General features: G+C 44.2%; 18 protein-coding genes. 9 read left to right on the top strand and 9 right to left on the bottom strand.

All coding sequences use genetic code 11. The annotated features are described in order from the left end of the window. The 4 genes from CDZ87_RS08670 to topA all read right to left on the bottom strand — a co-directional run bounded on the left by CDZ87_RS08670 (window position 1) and on the right by topA (window position 6,711). On the bottom strand, window positions 1–810 hold the full coding sequence (locus tag CDZ87_RS08670) for an alpha/beta fold hydrolase (RefSeq protein WP_100753183.1): 810 nt from the start codon (window positions 808–810) through the stop codon (window positions 1–3). 160 nt (window positions 811–970) lie between these two features. Further along, window positions 971–2,431 (bottom strand): glycogen synthase GlgA, encoded by a 1,461-nt coding sequence (gene glgA, locus CDZ87_RS08665; RefSeq protein WP_100753182.1) that lies wholly within the window; start codon window positions 2,429–2,431, stop codon window positions 971–973. Further along, entirely contained in the window at window positions 2,421–3,638 is a 1,218-nt protein-coding gene (gene glgC / locus CDZ87_RS08660; protein ID WP_100753181.1) for a glucose-1-phosphate adenylyltransferase, read from the bottom strand. The genes glgA and glgC overlap by 11 nt, the downstream gene beginning before the upstream one ends. Before the next feature lie 445 nt (window positions 3,639–4,083). Next, window positions 4,084–6,711 (bottom strand): type I DNA topoisomerase, encoded by a 2,628-nt coding sequence (gene topA / locus CDZ87_RS08655; protein WP_100753180.1) that lies wholly within the window; start codon window positions 6,709–6,711, stop codon window positions 4,084–4,086. Window positions 6,712–7,110: 399 nt separating this feature from the next. On the opposite strand from topA, the gene CDZ87_RS08650 reads away from it, so the two are divergent. Then, window positions 7,111–7,359: a YciN family protein gene (locus tag CDZ87_RS08650; protein WP_038176921.1), complete on the top strand. Its 249-nt coding sequence runs from the start codon at window positions 7,111–7,113 to the stop codon at window positions 7,357–7,359. 73 nt (window positions 7,360–7,432) lie between these two features. On the opposite strand, the gene aroA is transcribed toward CDZ87_RS08650, so the two are convergent. Both aroA and CDZ87_RS08640 read right to left on the bottom strand, forming a co-directional pair. After that, a complete protein-coding gene (gene aroA, locus CDZ87_RS08645) occupies window positions 7,433–8,713 on the bottom strand; it encodes a 3-phosphoshikimate 1-carboxyvinyltransferase (RefSeq protein WP_100753179.1) in 1,281 nt (426 codons plus the stop codon). A 163-nt stretch (window positions 8,714–8,876) separates the two neighbouring features. After that, window positions 8,877–9,332 (bottom strand): outer membrane lipoprotein, encoded by a 456-nt coding sequence (locus tag CDZ87_RS08640; RefSeq protein WP_100753178.1) that lies wholly within the window; start codon window positions 9,330–9,332, stop codon window positions 8,877–8,879. Window positions 9,333–9,352: 20 nt separating this feature from the next. Between CDZ87_RS08640 and aat the strand changes: the two genes are divergently transcribed. The 3 genes from aat (at window position 9,353) to infA (ending at window position 11,068) form a co-directional block, all read left to right on the top strand. Beyond that, on the top strand, window positions 9,353–10,063 hold the full coding sequence (aat, locus tag CDZ87_RS08635) for a leucyl/phenylalanyl-tRNA--protein transferase (protein WP_100753177.1): 711 nt from the start codon (window positions 9,353–9,355) through the stop codon (window positions 10,061–10,063). Between the two features lie 6 nt (window positions 10,064–10,069). Continuing rightward, window positions 10,070–10,768 carry an arginyltransferase gene (locus tag CDZ87_RS08630; protein ID WP_100753176.1) on the top strand — a complete coding sequence of 233 codons (699 nt, stop codon included), beginning with the start codon at window positions 10,070–10,072 and terminating at the stop codon, window positions 10,766–10,768. An 81-nt stretch (window positions 10,769–10,849) separates the two neighbouring features. Beyond that, window positions 10,850–11,068, top strand: a complete 219-nt coding sequence (gene infA, locus CDZ87_RS08625) for a translation initiation factor IF-1 (RefSeq protein WP_001040192.1) — start codon at window positions 10,850–10,852, stop codon at window positions 11,066–11,068. 70 nt (window positions 11,069–11,138) lie between these two features. Here the strand turns inward: infA and CDZ87_RS08620 are convergent, their stop codons facing one another. After that, window positions 11,139–11,717 carry a thymidine kinase gene (locus tag CDZ87_RS08620; RefSeq protein ID WP_100753208.1) on the bottom strand — a complete coding sequence of 193 codons (579 nt, stop codon included), beginning with the start codon at window positions 11,715–11,717 and terminating at the stop codon, window positions 11,139–11,141. Window positions 11,718–11,794: 77 nt separating this feature from the next. After that, a complete protein-coding gene (cysS, locus tag CDZ87_RS08615) occupies window positions 11,795–13,174 on the bottom strand; it encodes a cysteine--tRNA ligase (RefSeq protein WP_100753175.1) in 1,380 nt (459 codons plus the stop codon). A gap of 201 nt (window positions 13,175–13,375) precedes the next feature. On the opposite strand from cysS, the gene CDZ87_RS08610 reads away from it, so the two are divergent. The 4 genes from CDZ87_RS08610 (at window position 13,376) to CDZ87_RS08595 (ending at window position 16,464) form a co-directional block, all read left to right on the top strand. Continuing rightward, complete coding sequence (locus tag CDZ87_RS08610) at window positions 13,376–13,870, top strand: peptidylprolyl isomerase (RefSeq protein WP_038176931.1); 495 nt, start codon at window positions 13,376–13,378, stop codon at window positions 13,868–13,870. Window positions 13,871–13,913: 43 nt separating this feature from the next. Then, window positions 13,914–14,642, top strand: a complete 729-nt coding sequence (gene lpxH, locus CDZ87_RS08605; RefSeq protein WP_100753174.1) for a UDP-2,3-diacylglucosamine diphosphatase — start codon at window positions 13,914–13,916, stop codon at window positions 14,640–14,642. 83 nt (window positions 14,643–14,725) lie between these two features. Further along, window positions 14,726–15,958, top strand: a complete 1,233-nt coding sequence (locus CDZ87_RS08600; protein ID WP_100753173.1) for an EAL and HDOD domain-containing protein — start codon at window positions 14,726–14,728, stop codon at window positions 15,956–15,958. Further along, window positions 15,955–16,464 (top strand): YchJ family metal-binding protein, encoded by a 510-nt coding sequence (locus CDZ87_RS08595; RefSeq protein ID WP_100753172.1) that lies wholly within the window; start codon window positions 15,955–15,957, stop codon window positions 16,462–16,464. The genes CDZ87_RS08600 and CDZ87_RS08595 overlap by 4 nt, the downstream gene beginning before the upstream one ends. A 77-nt stretch (window positions 16,465–16,541) precedes the next feature. Here CDZ87_RS08595 and CDZ87_RS08590 read toward each other — a convergent pair whose 3' ends face one another. After that, the gene (locus CDZ87_RS08590; RefSeq protein ID WP_100753171.1) at window positions 16,542–16,826 is read right to left on the bottom strand and encodes a YeaC family protein; all 285 of its coding nucleotides are present in this window, start codon (window positions 16,824–16,826) and stop codon (window positions 16,542–16,544) included. 105 nt (window positions 16,827–16,931) lie between these two features. On the opposite strand from CDZ87_RS08590, the gene CDZ87_RS08585 reads away from it, so the two are divergent. Next, complete coding sequence (locus tag CDZ87_RS08585) at window positions 16,932–17,762, top strand: DUF2989 domain-containing protein (protein WP_100753170.1); 831 nt, start codon at window positions 16,932–16,934, stop codon at window positions 17,760–17,762. Window positions 17,763–17,776: the final 14 nt, after the last annotated feature.

Here is a 17,776-nt window from a genome sequence, read left to right as displayed (position 1 = left end):
TTAAATAGCAGAAGCGTTGATCTGTTGCTGGATAAACGCGATAGAATGCTGATTGAACTCTTCAGGACGTTCTACATTACACACATGACCACAATCTGCAATTTCTAGTAACTGACTTTTGCGATGTGCCGCCACCATATCTTTAACTGGCTGTATAAACATATAGTCACGCTCACCCATGAGGTAAAGCGTCGGAATAGGTATTTCCCGATCCTTAAAATAACGCATTAATGGGTTCACTTCGGCGGTAAGCATAAACCAACGCTTAAACTCTTTCTGACACAGCTTTTTCGCTTCGCGGATGAATAGATGTCGAGACTCTTTTTGCGTCCTTTGCGGCATGACAATGTAAGCGAACAGACTATAAAGCCACATGTAGGGCAAGATATGCTTACACAGATTACCAAGCTTGACCAATACCTGAGAACGGGTGTTTAAACGCGTTACCGCACCACCAAGAACCATTGACTTGACTCTATCAGTTGCCAGCTCAGCTAAATTACGCACAATGATAGTTCCTAAAGACATACCGACAAAATGAGCAGAGCGAATCTTTAAGTGATCCAACACTTTGAGAATATCAAGCGTAACCGACTTGAAGGTATAGCGATTTGACATTAACTCTTTCAACAGTTGATTTGATTTTCCGTGACCACGTAAATCAATCAACAACAAGTTAAAATGTTGCTTATAGGCTTTGATCTGCTTAAACCAAATGGATGAACTGCCTCCTGCACCATGCACAAAAACCACCCACTCATCACTGGTTGGGTGCGCAAAGGTCTTATGGAAAAGCAAAGTGTCACTCATAGTCAAAACAAATACACGAGGTTGATGTAGGCTTAGGAGATTACCACAAAGATAGCCGAATTTGAGTCGTCTTGCGTTAAATCTTGGTGGATGTAGCGAGAAAATTGTAAACAGTCATCAAAAAAGGCGCCATATTGTATTGACGCCTTGTGAATACCCATTATACGCCTAGTGCACTTTGATAGAGTTTGATGTATTGACTGGCAGATTTTCTCCAACAAAAATCTTGTTCCATTGCATGCAACTGCACGCGTTTGAGCTCGTTCGGTTGCTGAAGATAAAGTAGCAAAGTACGTTGAAGTTTAGCTAATAGTGCCAAAGGATAAGGCTCATCAAATATGAATCCCGTCGCTTGAAGTGGATCGGCATCATAATCGCGAACACTATCACGTAATCCCCCCACACCACGCACGATAGGTAGAGTGCCATAAGCCATACTGTATATTTGGTTCAGTCCACAGGGCTCAAATTCTGAGGGCATAACAAAGAAATCACTGCCTGCTTCGACTAAGTGTGCGAGCTCATTATCGTAAGCTTCAACAAACGCAAGCTTAGCTGGATAATCGTCCGCCACTTCTCGCAACGCAGCAGCAAGTTCAGGATCACCCGTACCAACAATGACTACTTGCACTTGGTTGTGCAAAAAGTCTTCAAGTATAGGCAGTAAGTAGTGCACCCCTTTTTGGTGAGTCAAACGACAAACCATTCCGTATACCGCCACATCGAGCTCTTGCAATCCTACACGCTGCTGCAACGCGCGTTTACACGCTTTCTTACCACGAACCATACTTTGACGATTCGCTTTGTAGTTAGCGGGTAATAAAGGGTCAGTCTGTGGATTCCAGGCTGCATAGTCACAACCATTAAGAATTCCGACCAAATCTAGCGCACGACTTTGAAACTCCACCGCCATACCATGACTACCTAGCTCGGTGGTAAGCTCTTGAGCGTAAGTAGGGCTCACTGCATTAATTTTGTCCGCGTTCATCACCCCCGCCTTTAACATGGTGACATGAGTACTACTAACCGCAGCATCGGGAGCAAAACGAGTATGCATTTCAGGTAGGAACTGCAACTCATCGTAGCTAAATACCCCTTTGAATACCGCATTGTGGACTGAAATAACGCTTTTGGTTTGTGCAAAGAACGACGTCGCGCCATAACGATGCTTTAACAAATAAGGCACAAACCCAGTATGCCAATCGTTAGCATGAATAATATCGGCTTGAAAACCAATCTTAGGCAGCATATCAAGACTGGCTGCGCTGAAAAACGCGAAGCGTTCGCCATTGTCGGCATAAGCTTGATTGTTTTCTGCGTACATTTCAGGCCGATCGAAATACTGAGCGCATTCGATAGCATAAACGGGCACGTCAGCAATTTCTAATTGCTTGACGCGGTATTTTGTATGTGGCCAATGTTCTAACTGCGTTTCTAATATCACCTCAGCCTCAGCGGCTTGCGCCATCTTCTGATAGGCTGGTAACGTCAAACGAACATCTTGCTGAAGTGCACGCAGCGCCTGAGGCAGTGCTTTGGCTACATCTGCCAAACCACCGCTCTTAATTAACCCTTCAACTTCTGACGCTACAAATAGAACCGATAAATTCTTAGTAGCCAACTCGTGCTCCTTTAGGAATGACCACAATACCCTCTTCAGAAACATGGAAATGCTTCTTATCTTCCGACAAATTAACACCAATTTGGGTACCAGGGGCAATATCCGCGTCTTTGTCGACAATCACTCGGCGTAACACGCAACCTTCGCCCACTTTCACATCACCTAGCAAGATACTTTCACTGATGTCACAAGTTGATGCAATATTGCTGCGAAAACCTAGCACCGATTTTTCGATACGCGATCCCCGCACATAACTCCCACTACAGACTAAGCTGTCAATGATTTGTACTCGACCATTGGCTGAGTCGGTAAACGTTGCTGGTGGCAGTGGCGGATAGTAGGTATGTAATGGCCACTTACGGTTGTAGAGAGAAAACGGCGCATCTTTCTTAAGCAGATCCATATGTGCGCCCCAATAGGCATCAATGGTTCCAACATCACGCCAATAGACCTCTTCCTTTTCACCCGTAATGCGATTGGTGCTAAAGTCATAGACAAAGACATCACCTTTAGGAAACATATTAGGAATAATGTCTTTACCGAAATCGTGCGAAGATTCAGGATTCTCAGCATCTTCAATCAGTTCGGCGAATAATCGTTGGGCTTCAAAAATGTAATTGCCCATAGAAACCAAGGCAAAATCAGGATCGCCAGGAATCGATTTTGGCTGAGCGGGTTTTTCTTCAAAGCCGACCATACGCCCCTCTTCATCCACTTCAATCACGCCAAACTCTGAGGCTTCTGATAATGGCATACGCAAAGCCGAGACTGTCAGTGAGGCTTGCTTTTGCGCATGGTAATCGAGCATTTGCTTAATATCCATTTTATAAATATGGTCTGAACCAAAAATACACACTTGCTCTGGCTCGGAGAGTTCCATAAAGCGTAAATTTTGATAGATAGCGTCTGCGGTACCTTCATACCAGCGTTTACCTGTGCGCATCTGAGCAGGAATGGGATCAATAAAACGGTCGGTAATGCCGCTGATATTCCAACCCTTTTTCATGTGATGGAACAAAGATTGTGATTTAAATTGAGTCAGAACGTAAATGCGCATCAAGTCAGCATTGACAAAGTTATTCAGAGCGAAGTCGATAAGACGGTAGCTACCGCCAAAAGGTACAGAGGGTTTACTACGAGATTCTGTTAGGGGTCGAAGGCGTGATCCTTCACCTCCAGCCAAGATCATTCCCAAAACTCCAGCCATTCATTGTTCTCCATTCTATTTTTCTTGTGGTCAATCCTTTATTGAGGGGGAGATTAACCAATGTATTCCGTTTTTAGTCCCCCATTTTTAGAGAGGGACCTATCCAGCTTAAGCCATATCACGTCAGTATCAAGCCATCGATCAACAAGCCCGGTAGACATGCAAAAGGTTTACTATAAGGTATCGTATTCCTTTAAGATTACAATTTAAAAAATGCTGTACTATCGACCGCACATTAATTACTTTTTAGAGCCCTGCGTTAGCTCACACAAAATCATCGAATAGCTACAGGTTAATAACATCTCACCTACATTAAAGTGATCTAGCTCGCAGACTGATTTTATGGAGCATGACCTGCTCAATCTGTACTCGCTCCCATACTTGTCATAACGTTTTGCTATAAAAAAAGCAGCCATTCGGCTGCTTCTTAATTGGGTGTATTCAATTATTTTTCGCTCTTCTTACGCTTGTCGGTAATTTCCCACTTACCATCAACATATAACGCGGTATAACCTGAAGGCTTACCCTCGATTTCAGAACGCACGTAATTCTCTTTGGTCTTGCGACTAAAGCGCACGACCATTGGCAAACCATCAGGGTCTTTTTGTGGCGCATCTGTCAGATAATGGAATTTAGGTGAAATACGATCTTTAAATCTGACCAACTCTTCAACAAGAGGCGCTCGTGTTTCACGCGATTTAGGGAAGGTACTCGCGGCTAAGAACAGACCTGACGCACCATCACGCAGTACAAAATACGCATCTGAATTTTCACACGGCAACTCTGGCAGGTGGACTGGATCTTCCTTAGGCGGAGCCACTTCACCGTTTTTCAAGATCTTACGCGTGTTTTTACAGCTTTCACTGGTACAGTCCATGTATTTGCCAAAACGACCATTTTTCAGCACCATGTCGCTGCCACACTTGTCACACTCGACAACTGGGCCATCATAGCCTTTGACTTTAAACTCACCATGCTCAACTACGTAGCCTTCACAGTTTGGATTGTTACCACAAACATGCATTTTACGCTTGTCATCAATCAGGTAAGCATCCATCGCCGTTTCACAGATAGGACAACGTTTCTTCGCGCGCAATGCAGCTGTTTCAACGTCTTCTTCAAGCACATTGATAATGCCATCTTCATCGCCAAGGTTGATCGTTGTCTTACAACGCTCTTTGGGTGGCAATGCATAACCCGAACAACCTAAGAATACGCCAGTTGATGCGGTACGTATCCCCATTGGACGCGAACATGTTGGACACTCAATATCGGTATAGACGATATTATTTGGCTTCATGCCACCGTGTTCTTCGTCAAGCTCGGCCTTCTCAAGATCGCAGGTGAAGTCTTTAAAGAAGTCATCAAGGACGGTCTTCCAGTTGGCTTCTCCTTCTGCGATTTGGTCGAGCTTTTCTTCCATACGCGATGTGAACTCATAGTTCATCAACTCGTCGAAGCTACCATCAAGGCGGTCAGTAACAATCTCACCCATTTTTTCTGCGTAAAAACGACGCTGATCGACCTTTACGTATCCACGGTCTTGGATCGTAGAGATGATCGATGCGTAGGTTGATGGGCGGCCAATACCACGTTTTTCGAGCTCTTTTACTAGCGCAGCTTCAGTAAAGCGTGCTGGCGGCTTAGTAAAATGCTGCTTAGGATCGAGCTTAATCAAATCAACACTATCACCCACTTGAACTGCAGGCAGGATTTGATCTTCGTTTTTACCCAGAGGACGTTGAACGCGAGTCCAACCATCAAACTTGAGAATACGACCTTTTGCTTTCAAGGTGTATTCTGCCGCTTTCACACTGACGGTGGTTGAATCATATTTAGCTGGGGTCATTTGACAGGCAACAAATTGATTCCAAATTAAAGCATACAATTTGTGTGCGTCAGCGTCCATTCCATTGAGATCATCCGTTGTTACCGCAACATCAGAAGGTCGGATCGCTTCGTGCGCTTCTTGCGCACCTTGCTTGCTGCCATAAACATTGGCTTTAGCAGGTAAATAAGCATCACCGTACTCTTCACCAATGAAGCCGCGTACGGTCTCCACAGCTTCCGAACTTAGGTTCGTTGAGTCAGTACGCATGTAAGTGATGTAACCCGCTTCATAAAGGCGCTGAGCTAACATCATGGTCTTTTTCACGCCATAGCCAAGACGCGTACTCGCGGCTTGTTGTAATGTCGAGGTAATAAAAGGGGCCGAAGGCTTGCTTGAAGTCGGTCGATCCTCTCGTTTGCAGACTTCGTAGCGCGCTTTTTCAAGCACTGCCGTCGCAACTTGGGTTTCAGCTTCATTGACAGGCTTAAACGCAACACCATCTTTTTGCGCCACTTGTAAACGAAAATCGGCTTTATCTTTGGTTTTAGTGTCTGCGTGGATATCCCAAAATTCTTCAGGAACAAAGGCCTTGATTTGACGCTCACGCTCAACCAACAGTTTAACCGCAACCGATTGAACACGCCCGGCAGAAAGACCACGCGCCACTTTCTTCCATAGCAGCGGAGAAACCATAAAGCCCACAACGCGATCCATAAAACGACGCGCTTGCTGTGCATTAACACCATCAATACTCAACTCGCCTGGTTTCTCAAACGCTTGTTGAATGGCGTTTTTGGTGATCTCGTTAAAGACTACTCGTTTGTATCGCTCTTCATCGCCACCGATGATCTCACGAAGGTGCCAAGCGATGGCTTCTCCTTCGCGGTCCAAATCGGTTGCGAGATAGACGCGGTCCGCGTCTTCAGCAAGCTTTTGCAGCTCGGCGACAACTTTTTCTTTTCCGGGTAGAATTTGATAGTTCGCTTCCCAACCATGATATGGGTCTATTCCCATTTTCTTGATTAAGGATTTACGATCTTTTTCTTTCTTAATGCGTGCTTTTTCTTCGGCGCTTAAGCCTTTAGTGGATACCGCTGCCGCTTTCTGGCCCGTACTTTGGCCAGCCGTCGGCAGATCACGTACGTGACCTACACTGGACTTTACAATAAAGTCCTTACCTAAATACTTATTGATGGTCTTCGCTTTGGCTGGCGATTCCACAATAACCAGTGACTTACCCATAATTGACTCAAGTGTCCTTTATCGAGTGCGAATTTATCGCACGACATTCTTAATATTCTGCTTCTTTTTTACTATCGAGCGAGAATGCAAGAAGATCAATCTCTTTTTTAAAAATTCTCTCTTGACTGCTCGACAAAGCAGCGATGTATCCAAAAACGCCAAGTCGATTTGATATTGATGTTCGCTTGAGTGTTAATGGTGGGCTAGAAAGTGGGACATACTAAACGTCAAGGGCAAAAAGTTGCCAAACTATCACAAAGATTTTTGCCATCAGTCACAAAACCTGTCGCTAGCGCAAGTCAACTCGATTGATCTATTGCATTGGAATTTGCTGTGCAACTCCTTACAATCACGACAACCCTTCCTGTGAGAAGCTTATTAACATGAGGCAAGACTTTTATGAGCGAGAAAAAAATCATCCCGCAAAACGAACTATTGATGATAGCTAACCACCTCATTCAAGAACATGACGACTACATCGAGGGGATGCGCGCGGACAGCGTCGAGGAAAAAGAGGGCGTGCTCGTCTTTAAAGGTAACTATTTTATTGATGACAAAGGTTTACCTACTATTCAGACAACAGCGGTATTTAATATGTTTAAGTACTTAGCCCACCATTTGTCGAAAGAGTTTACCCTCCAAAAATAGAATCGAAAAAGGGTTGCACACTGTGTCAACCCTTTCATTTTTTGCGAGTATGAGATCAAAGCTCAGCAATTCACTATGAGCTCAGCCCTGCCAGCTTATCAAAATAGTCTGGGAACGTTTTTGACGTACATTTAGGGTCATTGATCGTAACTGGGGTGTCGCTCAACGCAACCAGAGAGAAGCACATTGCCATACGATGATCATCGTAAGTGTCGATCGCGGCATGAATCAGCTGCTGAGGGGGGATGATGATAATATAATCTTCACCTTCTTCCACTTCCGCGCCTACTTTGCGCAGTTCTGTCGCCATTGCCGCTAAACGGTCGGTTTCTTTCACTCGCCAGTTGTAGACATTACGAATTGCCGTTGTACCTTTAGCAAACAGTGCGGTCGTAGCAATGGTCATCGCCGCATCAGGGATATGATTAAAGTCCATATCTACCGCGTTAAGTGCGCCAACGCGAGAGATAACATAGTCATCACCCCACTCTATTTCAGCGCCCATTTTCTCAAGCGCATCGGCAAACTGAATATCACCCTGGATGCTTTTTTTGCCAATACCTGTGACTTTAATCTCACCGCCTTTGATTGCCGCAGCGGCCAAAAAGTAAGACGCCGATGAAGCATCGCCTTCGACTAAAAACTCGCCTGGTGCAACATAAGATTGCCCTTTACGAATAACAAACTGCTGATAGTTATCATTTTCCACTTCGACGCCAAACTGCTGCATAATATGCAAAGTAATGTCGATATAAGGTTTAGACACTAAATCACCGCTGATCTTAATGGTGATATCGTCTTGAGCAAGTGGCGCTGACATGAGAAATGCAGTTAAGAACTGACTAGAAATCGAACCATCAATTTCTACCGTCCCGCCCTGAAGACCGGTGCCATAAATCTTAAGTGGCGGATAGTTTTCATTTTCTAGGTAATCGATTTTGGCTCCCGCTTGACGTAGTGCAGTCACTAAATGACCAATCGGACGCTCTTTCATACGTGGCTCACCCGTCAGAACAAATTCACCATCGCTCAAACACAGTGCCGCCGCCAAAGGTCGCATCGCCGTCCCCGCATTGCCAAGAAATAGCTCTAACGCCTGTGGGCTCGTAAAGGGCTTGCCAAGACCTTCGACTTCGCACACGGTTTTGTCTTGAGAGAGCGTGTAAGAAACACCCAACTGAGTGAGTGCGTTGAGCATATGACGAATATCGTCGCTGTCGAGTAAATTGGTTAAACGGGTCGTGCCATTCGCTAATGCTGCAAGTAATAAGGCACGATTTGAAACGCTTTTAGAGCCGGGTAAGTTAACCTCACCATTGACTTTGTTGATAGGTTGTAACGTAAGGCTTTCCATTAAAATTGTTAGTCCTTGCTCATCCCACTATCCTGATGCTAAATGGAATGATGAAAAATTCTTCGTAGTTGCAGACTATCTAAAAACAACGCGTAAAACCAGAGCCAAGCTGCGATTAAGACTGAATATTTATGTCGCAGAGCAGATAGCGTTAATGATCAGATTAATACGCTTTATCAACCCGCACACCATTATCAAAATAGAGTATGCGTACCTTATCACCACGTTTGAAAAGCATCTGATTATCAACATCTTGAATGACATTAATTAACTGCCCATCATCACTGTTAATTAATAACTCAACCAATTGATACTCTACTTGGTATTCTTGTTGGCCATGATGACGTGCCACTCCTGCGCCCGCAACTGCGCCAACCGCCGTCGCGACTTCTCGTCCGGTTCCGCCTCCAAATTGATGACCAATGACGCCCCCAATCACAGCGCCAAGCAAGGTTTCCCAACCATTGGCACGTGACTTAATAATTTCTTGTTCACTGATATACCTGACCGTATCGACTTGACCAAAAACGACTTGGTTGACGGGCCTGGCGCTATTTCTTTCATAAGCTGCATTGGCAATCAATGGAAAAACCAATATGATCCACAACCACTTCTTCATTCACGTTACCTCGACTTAACATGGCGCTTTATCTTACTGAACTTGATTCCGACCAACTCTGGTTTCCGTCTCCCTTTGAAGCGTTAACCGATCCAAACGGGCTCCTCGCTGTCGGTGGTGACCTAACTCCACAACGCATAGAGCTCGCCTATCAAAATGGCATCTTTCCTTGGTATGGACCTGGAGAGCCAATTTTATGGTGGAGCCCTTCTCCGCGAGCGGTGTTTAACCCTAAGACCTTCAAAGCGGCAAAAAGTCTCAAAAAGTTTCAACGTAAGCACCAATATACTGTCAGTATTAACCATGCAACGAATGCTGTCATTGACTATTGCGCCTCGACTCGCAGTGAGGATGAAACATGGTTGAATGAAGAGATGCGTGTAGCCTATAAACAGTTGGCTACACTTGGAATTTGTCACTCAGTCGAGGTTTGGTTTGATGACGAGTTAATCGGCGGGTTATATGGTCTCTCAATGGGTCAGTTGTTTTGTGGCGAGTCGATGTTCAGTTTAAAAACCAACGCCTCAAAAATTGCACTTTGGTATTTTTGTGAACACTTTCATACACATAATGGTCAACTTATCGACTGTCAGGTCATGAACTCTCATTTGCAGTCTTTAGGCGCTTACGAACTGGAAAGATCGGATTTTTTACAAACACTGCTATCCTTTAAGAACCAAAGCGTAGTAGAAAACTGTTTTGCAAAACAGTGGCTAAAGAGCGAGACCTAAAGATTGATGAGCTCAGACCTACAACAAATCCGTATTGGCTTAACCGATAGCCATGCTTGCAGCTATTTAAGTGACCGTCAGGAGCGTGTGGCGGTTGCTCTCGATCCCGCGATGCATTGCGGATCAAGTTATGAGGTATTGCTTGCCAACGGTTTTCGTCGAAGCGGAGATACCATTTACAAACCTCATTGCGATCGCTGCCAAGCTTGCCAAGCCATTCGGATTTCGCTCCCCGACTTGACTCTTTCTCGTAATCAAAAACGCTTGCTCAGCAAAGCTCGCTCAATAACGTGGCAATTAAAAGATCAAATGGACAACGATTGGTTTGATCTTTATAGCAAATACATCGAGGCACGACATCGTCACGGCTCAATGTACCCTCCCAAACGACGGGAATTTGCTCAGTTTGCTCAGTGTAATTGGTTAAATACCCAGTTTTTGCACCTCTATGACGATCAGCAATTGATTGCTATCGCTGTCACCGATATGCTGTCGAACAGCGCCAGTGCCTTTTATACTTTTTTCGATCCCGACTACTCGATTTCACTAGGAACCCTAGCCATCTTGTACCAAGCAAAATATTGCTCGCAACAAGGAAAGCAGTGGCTCTATTTGGGTTATCAGATTGATGAATGCCCAGCAATGAACTATAAAGTCCGATTTCAACGTCATCAAAGGCTAGTAAATCAGCGTTGGCAAGGGTAGAATACCGCCCAACTTTACTTAATTCATTTTTATCGGCATGAAAAGTCGCTAAAAATTGTCCATTTTTTAAAAGAGGATTAAATGGCTAAAGAAGACGTAATTGAGATGCAAGGCACCGTCCTTGATACTCTTCCAAACACAATGTTCCGTGTTGAGCTAGAAAACGGTCACGTAGTTACTGCTCACATCTCTGGTAAAATGCGTAAGAACTACATCCGTATTCTTACTGGCGACAAAGTAACTGTTGAGATGACTCCATACGACCTATCTAAGGGTCGCATCGTCTTCCGTGCTCGTTAATCTCTGATTCTCGAACACAAACAAAAAACGGAGCTTCATGCTCCGTTTTTTGTTTCAATCACAAGTGGCACTACTTACCAAGCGCTTCTTTGTAGTGTTGCCGACAGACAGAGACATATTTGTCATTACCACCGATGGCAACTTGGTCACCTTCAGCAATCGCAACACCATTCTCATCAGTACGTATCACCATATTCGCTTTACGCCCACAGTGGCAGATAGTTTTCAATTCAACTAACTTATCAGCCCAAGATAATAAATATCGACTGCCTTCAAACAATTCACCAAGGAAGTCGGTTCTTAGGCCATAGCACAATACTGGGATATGCAGTTTATCAACGACTTCTGTTAACTGATAAACCTGCTCTTTACTTAAGAATTGACATTCATCAACTAAAATACAGTGACGTTTTTCTGTGTCATTGAGTGCGACAGTTTCCTGATATAGATCGGTATCAGGGTGAAACAAATGCGCGTCAGACTGCAAACCAATCCGTGAACTCACTTTACCAATACCGTAACGATCATCAAGCGCTGCAGTAAAAATCACTGGTGTCATACCGCGTTCTTGATAATTGAACGAAGACTGAAGAAGAGTGGTTGATTTACCCGCATTCATTGCTGAGTAATAGAAGTACATCTGAGCCACGAAATGCCCTACCTCAAAGTAAAAATTTAATAGAAAAAGGGCTGAAAAACAGCCCTTCATTTAATCACCGTTGTCTATCACTTGCGACGCCAAATTGTTCCTTCAGCGCCATCTTCTAACACAATACCCATCTCGTTAAGCTTATCTCGTGCCATATCTGCGTTGGCCCAATCTTTAGCGGTGCGACTATCGTTACGCAGCTTGATCAAGGCTTCAATTTCAGCAACTTCATCATCATCGACCGCACCTTGAAGGAAGACTTCCGGCTGTTGATGAAGAATACCAATCACATCGGCAAGTTGACGCATTAATGCGCCTAGAGAACTCGCTTGATCTGATTTTTCCTCTTTGAGACGGTTAATATCACGGGCCATATCAAACAGGACGGAGTAGGCTTCCGGTGTATTAAAGTCATCATTCATGGCGGCAATAAAGCGCTCAATGTAATCTTCACCGCCCGCAGCAGGTACGCTCAGGTCAAGACCACGCAACGACGTGTATAAACGCTCAAGTGATGCACGCGCCTGATTAAGATTCTCTTCGCTATAGTTCAACTGACTACGATAGTGACCCGACATAAGGAAGTAACGTACGGTCTCAGCATCGTAGTGCGCTAGTACATCACGAATGGTAAAGAAGTTACCTAATGACTTAGACATCTTTTCTTTGTCGACCATCACCATACCGCTGTGCATCCAAGTATTTACATATTGGGTGTCGTGCGCACAGCAAGATTGAGCAATTTCATTTTCATGGTGCGGGAACTGCAGATCAGAACCACCGCCATGAATATCAAAATGATTGCCTAGGATTGATGAGTTCATTGCTGAACACTCAATGTGCCAACCTGGACGCCCAGGTCCCCAAGGTGACTCCCAAGTTGGTTCGCCTGGCTTCGACATTTTCCACAAAACAAAATCTAGAGGACTGCGTTTAGCGCTTTCGACATCAACGCGCGCGCCCGCTTGCAGTTGGTCAAGGTCTTGCTTAGATAACTTGCCATACTGGTCAAATTTTCGAACTTCGAACATCACATCGCCGTTACTCGCAACGTAAGCAAAACCACGTTCAATTAGCTTTTCGACCAACTCTACAATTTCTGCAATAAATTCCGTTGCACGGGGTTCTATATCAGGACGCTTCATATTGAGCGCATCAAAATCGGTATGCATTTCGCCGATAAGACGTTCAGTCAAGGAGTCACAAGACTCACCATTTTCGTTTGCTCGCTTGATGATCTTATCGTCAATATCAGTAATGTTACGTACAAAGGTCAAGTCGTAACCTAGGTAGCGTAAGTAACGAGAAACAACATCAAAAGAGACGAAAGTACGACCGTGACCAATATGACAGAGATCATAGATGGTTACCCCACACACATACATGCCAACTTTGCCAGCATGGATTGGTTTGAATTCCTCTTTCTGTCTTGTGAGTGTGTTATATATCTTTAACATGATCTCTTTCTAATTTTCGAGTGATACAAATGGTCGACCAGTATATCAAGTCACGCCCTGTTAGGTAATCCCTCAAACGCTCAAAAACCCATCAATGACGCCGATACCTAGGTCTCAAGACGTGCTTTTGACGTATTAATGTCGCCAAAGTTGAGCTAGAATCTTGGGTTCAAGTTAAAAATATCTGTAAAGGAAACAATCATGATCACCCTTCACACTAATTTTGGTGACATCAAAATTCAGCTCAACGATGAAAAAGCACCAGAAACTAGCGCAAACTTCCTTCAGTACTGCCGTGATGGTTTCTACGACAACACTCTTTTCCACCGTGTTATCGATGGTTTCATGATTCAAGGTGGTGGTATGGAGTCTGGCCTTCGTGAAAAACCGACTCGCGCAGCAATCAAGAACGAAGCAAACAACGGCCTAAGTAATAAAATCGGCACGTTGGCAATGGCTCGTACCATGGAACCGCATTCAGCGAGCTCTCAATTCTTTATCAACGTTAACAACAACACTTTCCTGGATTTTCGTAGTGAAAGTCTAGACGGGTGGGGTTACTGTGTCTTCGCTGAAGTCGTTGAAGGCATGGATATCGTCAACAAGATCAAAGGCGTGAGCACTGGCTCATCAGGTATGCATCAAGACGTTCCACTCGAAGATGTAATGATCACTGGCACGACTATCGAAGAATAATAAAGAATAACAGAGCGCCTAGTGCGCTCTGTTTGTATTGACTATGACCACATTATTTATATCTGATCTTCACCTCTCTCCTTCGACCCCTGCAACCACCGATTGCTTTGTTCGATTTATGCGCCAAGAAGCCGTCCATGCTGAAGCATTATATGTGCTCGGAGATCTGTTTGAGTTCTGGATAGGCGATGACGACCGATCTGAATTTGCCGAACAAATTAGAACCGAGTTTAAAACCTTGACCGACAGCGGAGTTGCCTGCTTTTTTACCCAAGGTAACCGTGATTTTTTGGTTGGTAAACGTTTCAGCCGCCAAACAGGCGTGACGCTATTGGGCGACGAAACCGTTATCGACCTCTACGGACGAAAAGCCTTAGTATTGCATGGTGACACCTTATGTACCCAAGATGTCAAATATCTCGAATACCGCAAAAAGGTTCATCAACCTTGGCTACAATGGTTGTTTAATCGTATTCCGATGCGTTATAAGAAGAAAATTGTCAGTAAGATACAGTCAGATATCAAAACAGATAAAAAAACTAAGTCGCTCGATATCATGGATGTGACACAAAGCGAAGTAGAAATCGTCATGCAAGTCTATAATGTAGATCTAATGATCCATGGTCATACTCATCGTCCTAACGTTCACACATTCAAGACAGATCAGACCGTCTGCACCAGAATTGTGTTAGGCGATTGGTATACACAGGGCTCAGTGTTAATATTCGATAAAAATGATTTCGAGTTACAGCAAAGACCTTTTTCAGGATAAGCGTAGTTTTAATGCACAATGTCGCCGTCTAATGATTTAGACAGGTAAACGCATAAACTATTCATACGGAGCAGGCTATTACCTTGAAATACTCATACGTCGCAAGACAACCTATTTTAGACGCCAATAAGCAAACGGTTGGTTATGAGCTTCTCTTTAGGGATGGACCTCAAAACACGTTTCCAGAAATTGATCCAGAACAGGCGACAAGTCGCTTGTTGTCTGACCATTTTCTCTCTACTCACTACGAGACCTTGGGTAAAAAACTTGGCTTTATTAATTTTCCCTATCAAAGCTTAATTAATCGAGTCCCGACGCTGTTTCCAGTGGATAATTTAGTCATCGAGGTGCTTGAAGACTGCCCACCGACCACAGAGCTACTTGATGCGATCAAAGAGATGACCGACCTTGGCTATAAAATTGCTTTGGATGATTTTGTTCCAAGCAAAGAGTGGCGAGCATTTCTTCCTTATATCTCAATAATTAAGTTCGATATACGCCAAGTTTCCATCGAGAAAGCACGTATTTTCATGCTGCGCTTAGGTGGAAGCAACATCCAATTTCTTGCCGAAAAAGTTGAGACTTACCAAGAATTTGAATTGGCGAAAGACGCAGGATTTGATTATTTCCAAGGTTATTTCTTTAGCAAGCCTGAGATGATCACTCGTAAATCGCTTGAACCTTCATTCATGACGGTCATCCAGCTTCTCACGGAAATAGCCAAAAAAGACATGGATTTTGCGGCGATTGAGACTCTGATTAGCACTGATGTCACCCTATCGTATAAGCTGCTCAGTTTTGTTAACTCGTCGTCTATTGTTATGACTGAGATTCATTCTTTTAAGCAGGCGCTTATCTACTTAGGTGAAGACAAATTACGCAAGTTCATTTCATTAGTTGCACTCACTTCTAGCCAAGACAGCAAGCCCGATTATCTCTATCGGCTATCAATTCAGCGCGCACGTTATTGTGAGCTTCTGGCCTCTCGACTAGAGGCTAAATTTGAGACGGGTCAAGCATTTCTTACTGGGATGTTTTCATTGCTCGACAGCTTACTTGATCGACCTCTTGAACAAATCGTTAGCCAAATATCGATTGATGAGTCAATTAAACTCGCCATTACTAACAACGAAGGCACTCTGGGCGATATTCTTTCACTAACCAGAGCCTACGAACAAGCGCAATGGGACGATGTAAATCACTACCGTGATAAGATCGGCGTTGATCAGCGCACATTAAATAAGTGCTACGATGAATCGGTGAAATGGACCACAGAGATTCTGTCTGTCAAAACGAACGAACTGGAATCGAAATGAACTCCTGCCCTTGTGGAAAGCCAAGCGCCTATGAACAGTGCTGTGGTCGCGTACATAATGATGTCACTCAAGCCCACACCCCAGAAGCTTTGATGCGTGCCCGTTACTGTGCTCATGTCAAAGGGTTGATCGATTTTGTCGTCAACACATACCATCCTAGCTGCCAAGCACAAACACAGCGTAGCGAAATCGCCGAGTCAATTGACAGCAATTGGACTCGCTTAGAAGTTATTTGCAGCGAAGATGGCAGCCAAGTCGACGAAGGTTTTGTTACCTTTAAAGCCTTTTTCCACCAAGAGGGGAACGAGTATTGCCTACAAGAACGTTCTCGTTTTGTGCGAGAGAATGGGCAATGGCTGTATATCGATGGAACCTTTCCCTCGGCAAGTGACACAGCTCGCGACATTGATGCTAGGTTAAGTCAATCAATAAACAGTATTAAGCTAGGGCGAAATGATCCTTGTTTGTGCGGCAGCGGCAAAAAATTCAAAAAATGCTGTGGGTAACACCTTACTTAATAACGCGATAACAAAAGGCAAGGTTCCCCTTGCCTTTGTGATTTATGGATCTTCGTTAAAGCGATTCACTCTTGATTTGGGTTTACTCGCACTATGTCGTCCTGCCCTTGCAAAAACTGCTTTTTCAGCTCCGCTTTAGATTTAAAACTGATTTCTCCACCCTGAGCCACTGTCATATGTTGAGCTTCTGCATTATGCTTAGATTGATACAACATCACAGCTTGCATACAAGTGCCTCGCTGCTGCTCAGAAAGTAGAGTACCCTCGGGCCACTTACCAGTTTCTACTGCAAATAGTAAGCGCTCATAAGCCTCAGGTGTGATGGCATTAATTAACTGCTCTGCGTCCATTTTATGTCCTATAAATCGACTAAAGTAAGCAAACACTACCGGGCTAGCAGAACGAGTCAAGACACCTGCAATGATTAAGTGTAACGGATCACAAGCAACGATAGTATGAAGATAACCAATGCGCTAACACTCTTGGGATCAAGCCTCCTGCTTACAGGATGCTTTGAAGGAAACAAGAACACTGAACAATTATGCAATAACAACCCAACCTTGCAATGCGAGCGACTCAACATGGACGATGGTCAGTGCCGTGTCCCTCGCACTGATCTTATATGGCATCGTTTTGAAGTCCTCAAGAACCCAACAGACACTAACCAAATAAAAGAATATCTGCTAACAGCCGAGTATCGAAAGTGTCTCGGGCTCGCCGCACAAATTCAACCGCTCGATCAAACCAATTTGAAACAGCGTCGCTTCAATGCACTGGTCAATTCTGGTGAAGACTTAGAACACATCGTCGCTAAATTACAACAATCTTCATCTCCGAACGCACTTTATTTTTTGTGGAGTCAAATTGGGGATGATCAAGCACGACGACGCTTCTTGCAACTCGAAGGCTCTCCCGCACTAGAAAGCGCGGAAATGCAATATGCCCTGGCGACTTTCTATACTAGCCGAGATCAGGGAAAGACACGCCAACTATTATTTCATGCCCTTGAGTTGACCAAGGGTAACAATATCAATACCGAAATATTTAAATCTCTAGCTAGTACCACGTACCGACTTAACTTGAAAGAAGAAGCCTATATATGGACACGTATTGCAGAATCGTTCAATGTACCGATCGCGTCTCAAAGTGAATTACAACTGCTATACGGGTTTGAGCCCAGCATTTATGACCAACTTGACGACATCGCCGACCAAATCGAAGATTCCATCCGTGCTGGCACTTTCAAATCAGAACAAATCCCAAAATTTGCAAGCGCCAAACGGTAAAGTGAAAGGATAAA

Source organism: Vibrio salilacus (assembly GCF_002811245.1).
Classification (GTDB): domain Bacteria; phylum Pseudomonadota; class Gammaproteobacteria; order Enterobacterales; family Vibrionaceae; genus Vibrio; species Vibrio salilacus.
The sequence above is the reverse complement of the archived record's forward strand: the minus strand, read 5'-3'. Positions and strand labels throughout refer to the sequence as shown.

Excerpts from the sequence above, each read along its gene's own strand:
- CDZ87_RS08670 (WP_100753183.1), bottom strand. The coding sequence starts at position 810 with ATGAGTGACACTTTGCTTTTCCATAAGACCTTTGCGCACCCAACCAGT.
- glgC (WP_100753181.1), bottom strand. The coding sequence starts at position 3,638 with ATGGCTGGAGTTTTGGGAATGATCTTGGCTGGAGGTGAAGGATCACGC.
- topA (WP_100753180.1), bottom strand. The coding sequence starts at position 6,711 with ATGGGTAAGTCACTGGTTATTGTGGAATCGCCAGCCAAAGCGAAGACC.
- CDZ87_RS08650 (WP_038176921.1), top strand. The coding sequence starts at position 7,111 with ATGAGCGAGAAAAAAATCATCCCGCAAAACGAACTATTGATGATAGCT.
- aroA (WP_100753179.1), bottom strand. The coding sequence starts at position 8,713 with ATGGAAAGCCTTACGTTACAACCTATCAACAAAGTCAATGGTGAGGTT.
- CDZ87_RS08640 (WP_100753178.1), bottom strand. The coding sequence starts at position 9,332 with ATGAAGAAGTGGTTGTGGATCATATTGGTTTTTCCATTGATTGCCAAT.
- aat (WP_100753177.1), top strand. The coding sequence starts at position 9,353 with ATGGCGCTTTATCTTACTGAACTTGATTCCGACCAACTCTGGTTTCCG.
- CDZ87_RS08630 (WP_100753176.1), top strand. The coding sequence starts at position 10,070 with ATGAGCTCAGACCTACAACAAATCCGTATTGGCTTAACCGATAGCCAT.
- infA (WP_001040192.1), top strand. The coding sequence starts at position 10,850 with ATGGCTAAAGAAGACGTAATTGAGATGCAAGGCACCGTCCTTGATACT.
- cysS (WP_100753175.1), bottom strand. The coding sequence starts at position 13,174 with ATGTTAAAGATATATAACACACTCACAAGACAGAAAGAGGAATTCAAA.
- CDZ87_RS08610 (WP_038176931.1), top strand. The coding sequence starts at position 13,376 with ATGATCACCCTTCACACTAATTTTGGTGACATCAAAATTCAGCTCAAC.
- lpxH (WP_100753174.1), top strand. The coding sequence starts at position 13,914 with ATGACCACATTATTTATATCTGATCTTCACCTCTCTCCTTCGACCCCT.
- CDZ87_RS08595 (WP_100753172.1), top strand. The coding sequence starts at position 15,955 with ATGAACTCCTGCCCTTGTGGAAAGCCAAGCGCCTATGAACAGTGCTGT.
- CDZ87_RS08590 (WP_100753171.1), bottom strand. The coding sequence starts at position 16,826 with ATGGACGCAGAGCAGTTAATTAATGCCATCACACCTGAGGCTTATGAG.
- CDZ87_RS08585 (WP_100753170.1), top strand. The coding sequence starts at position 16,932 with ATGAAGATAACCAATGCGCTAACACTCTTGGGATCAAGCCTCCTGCTT.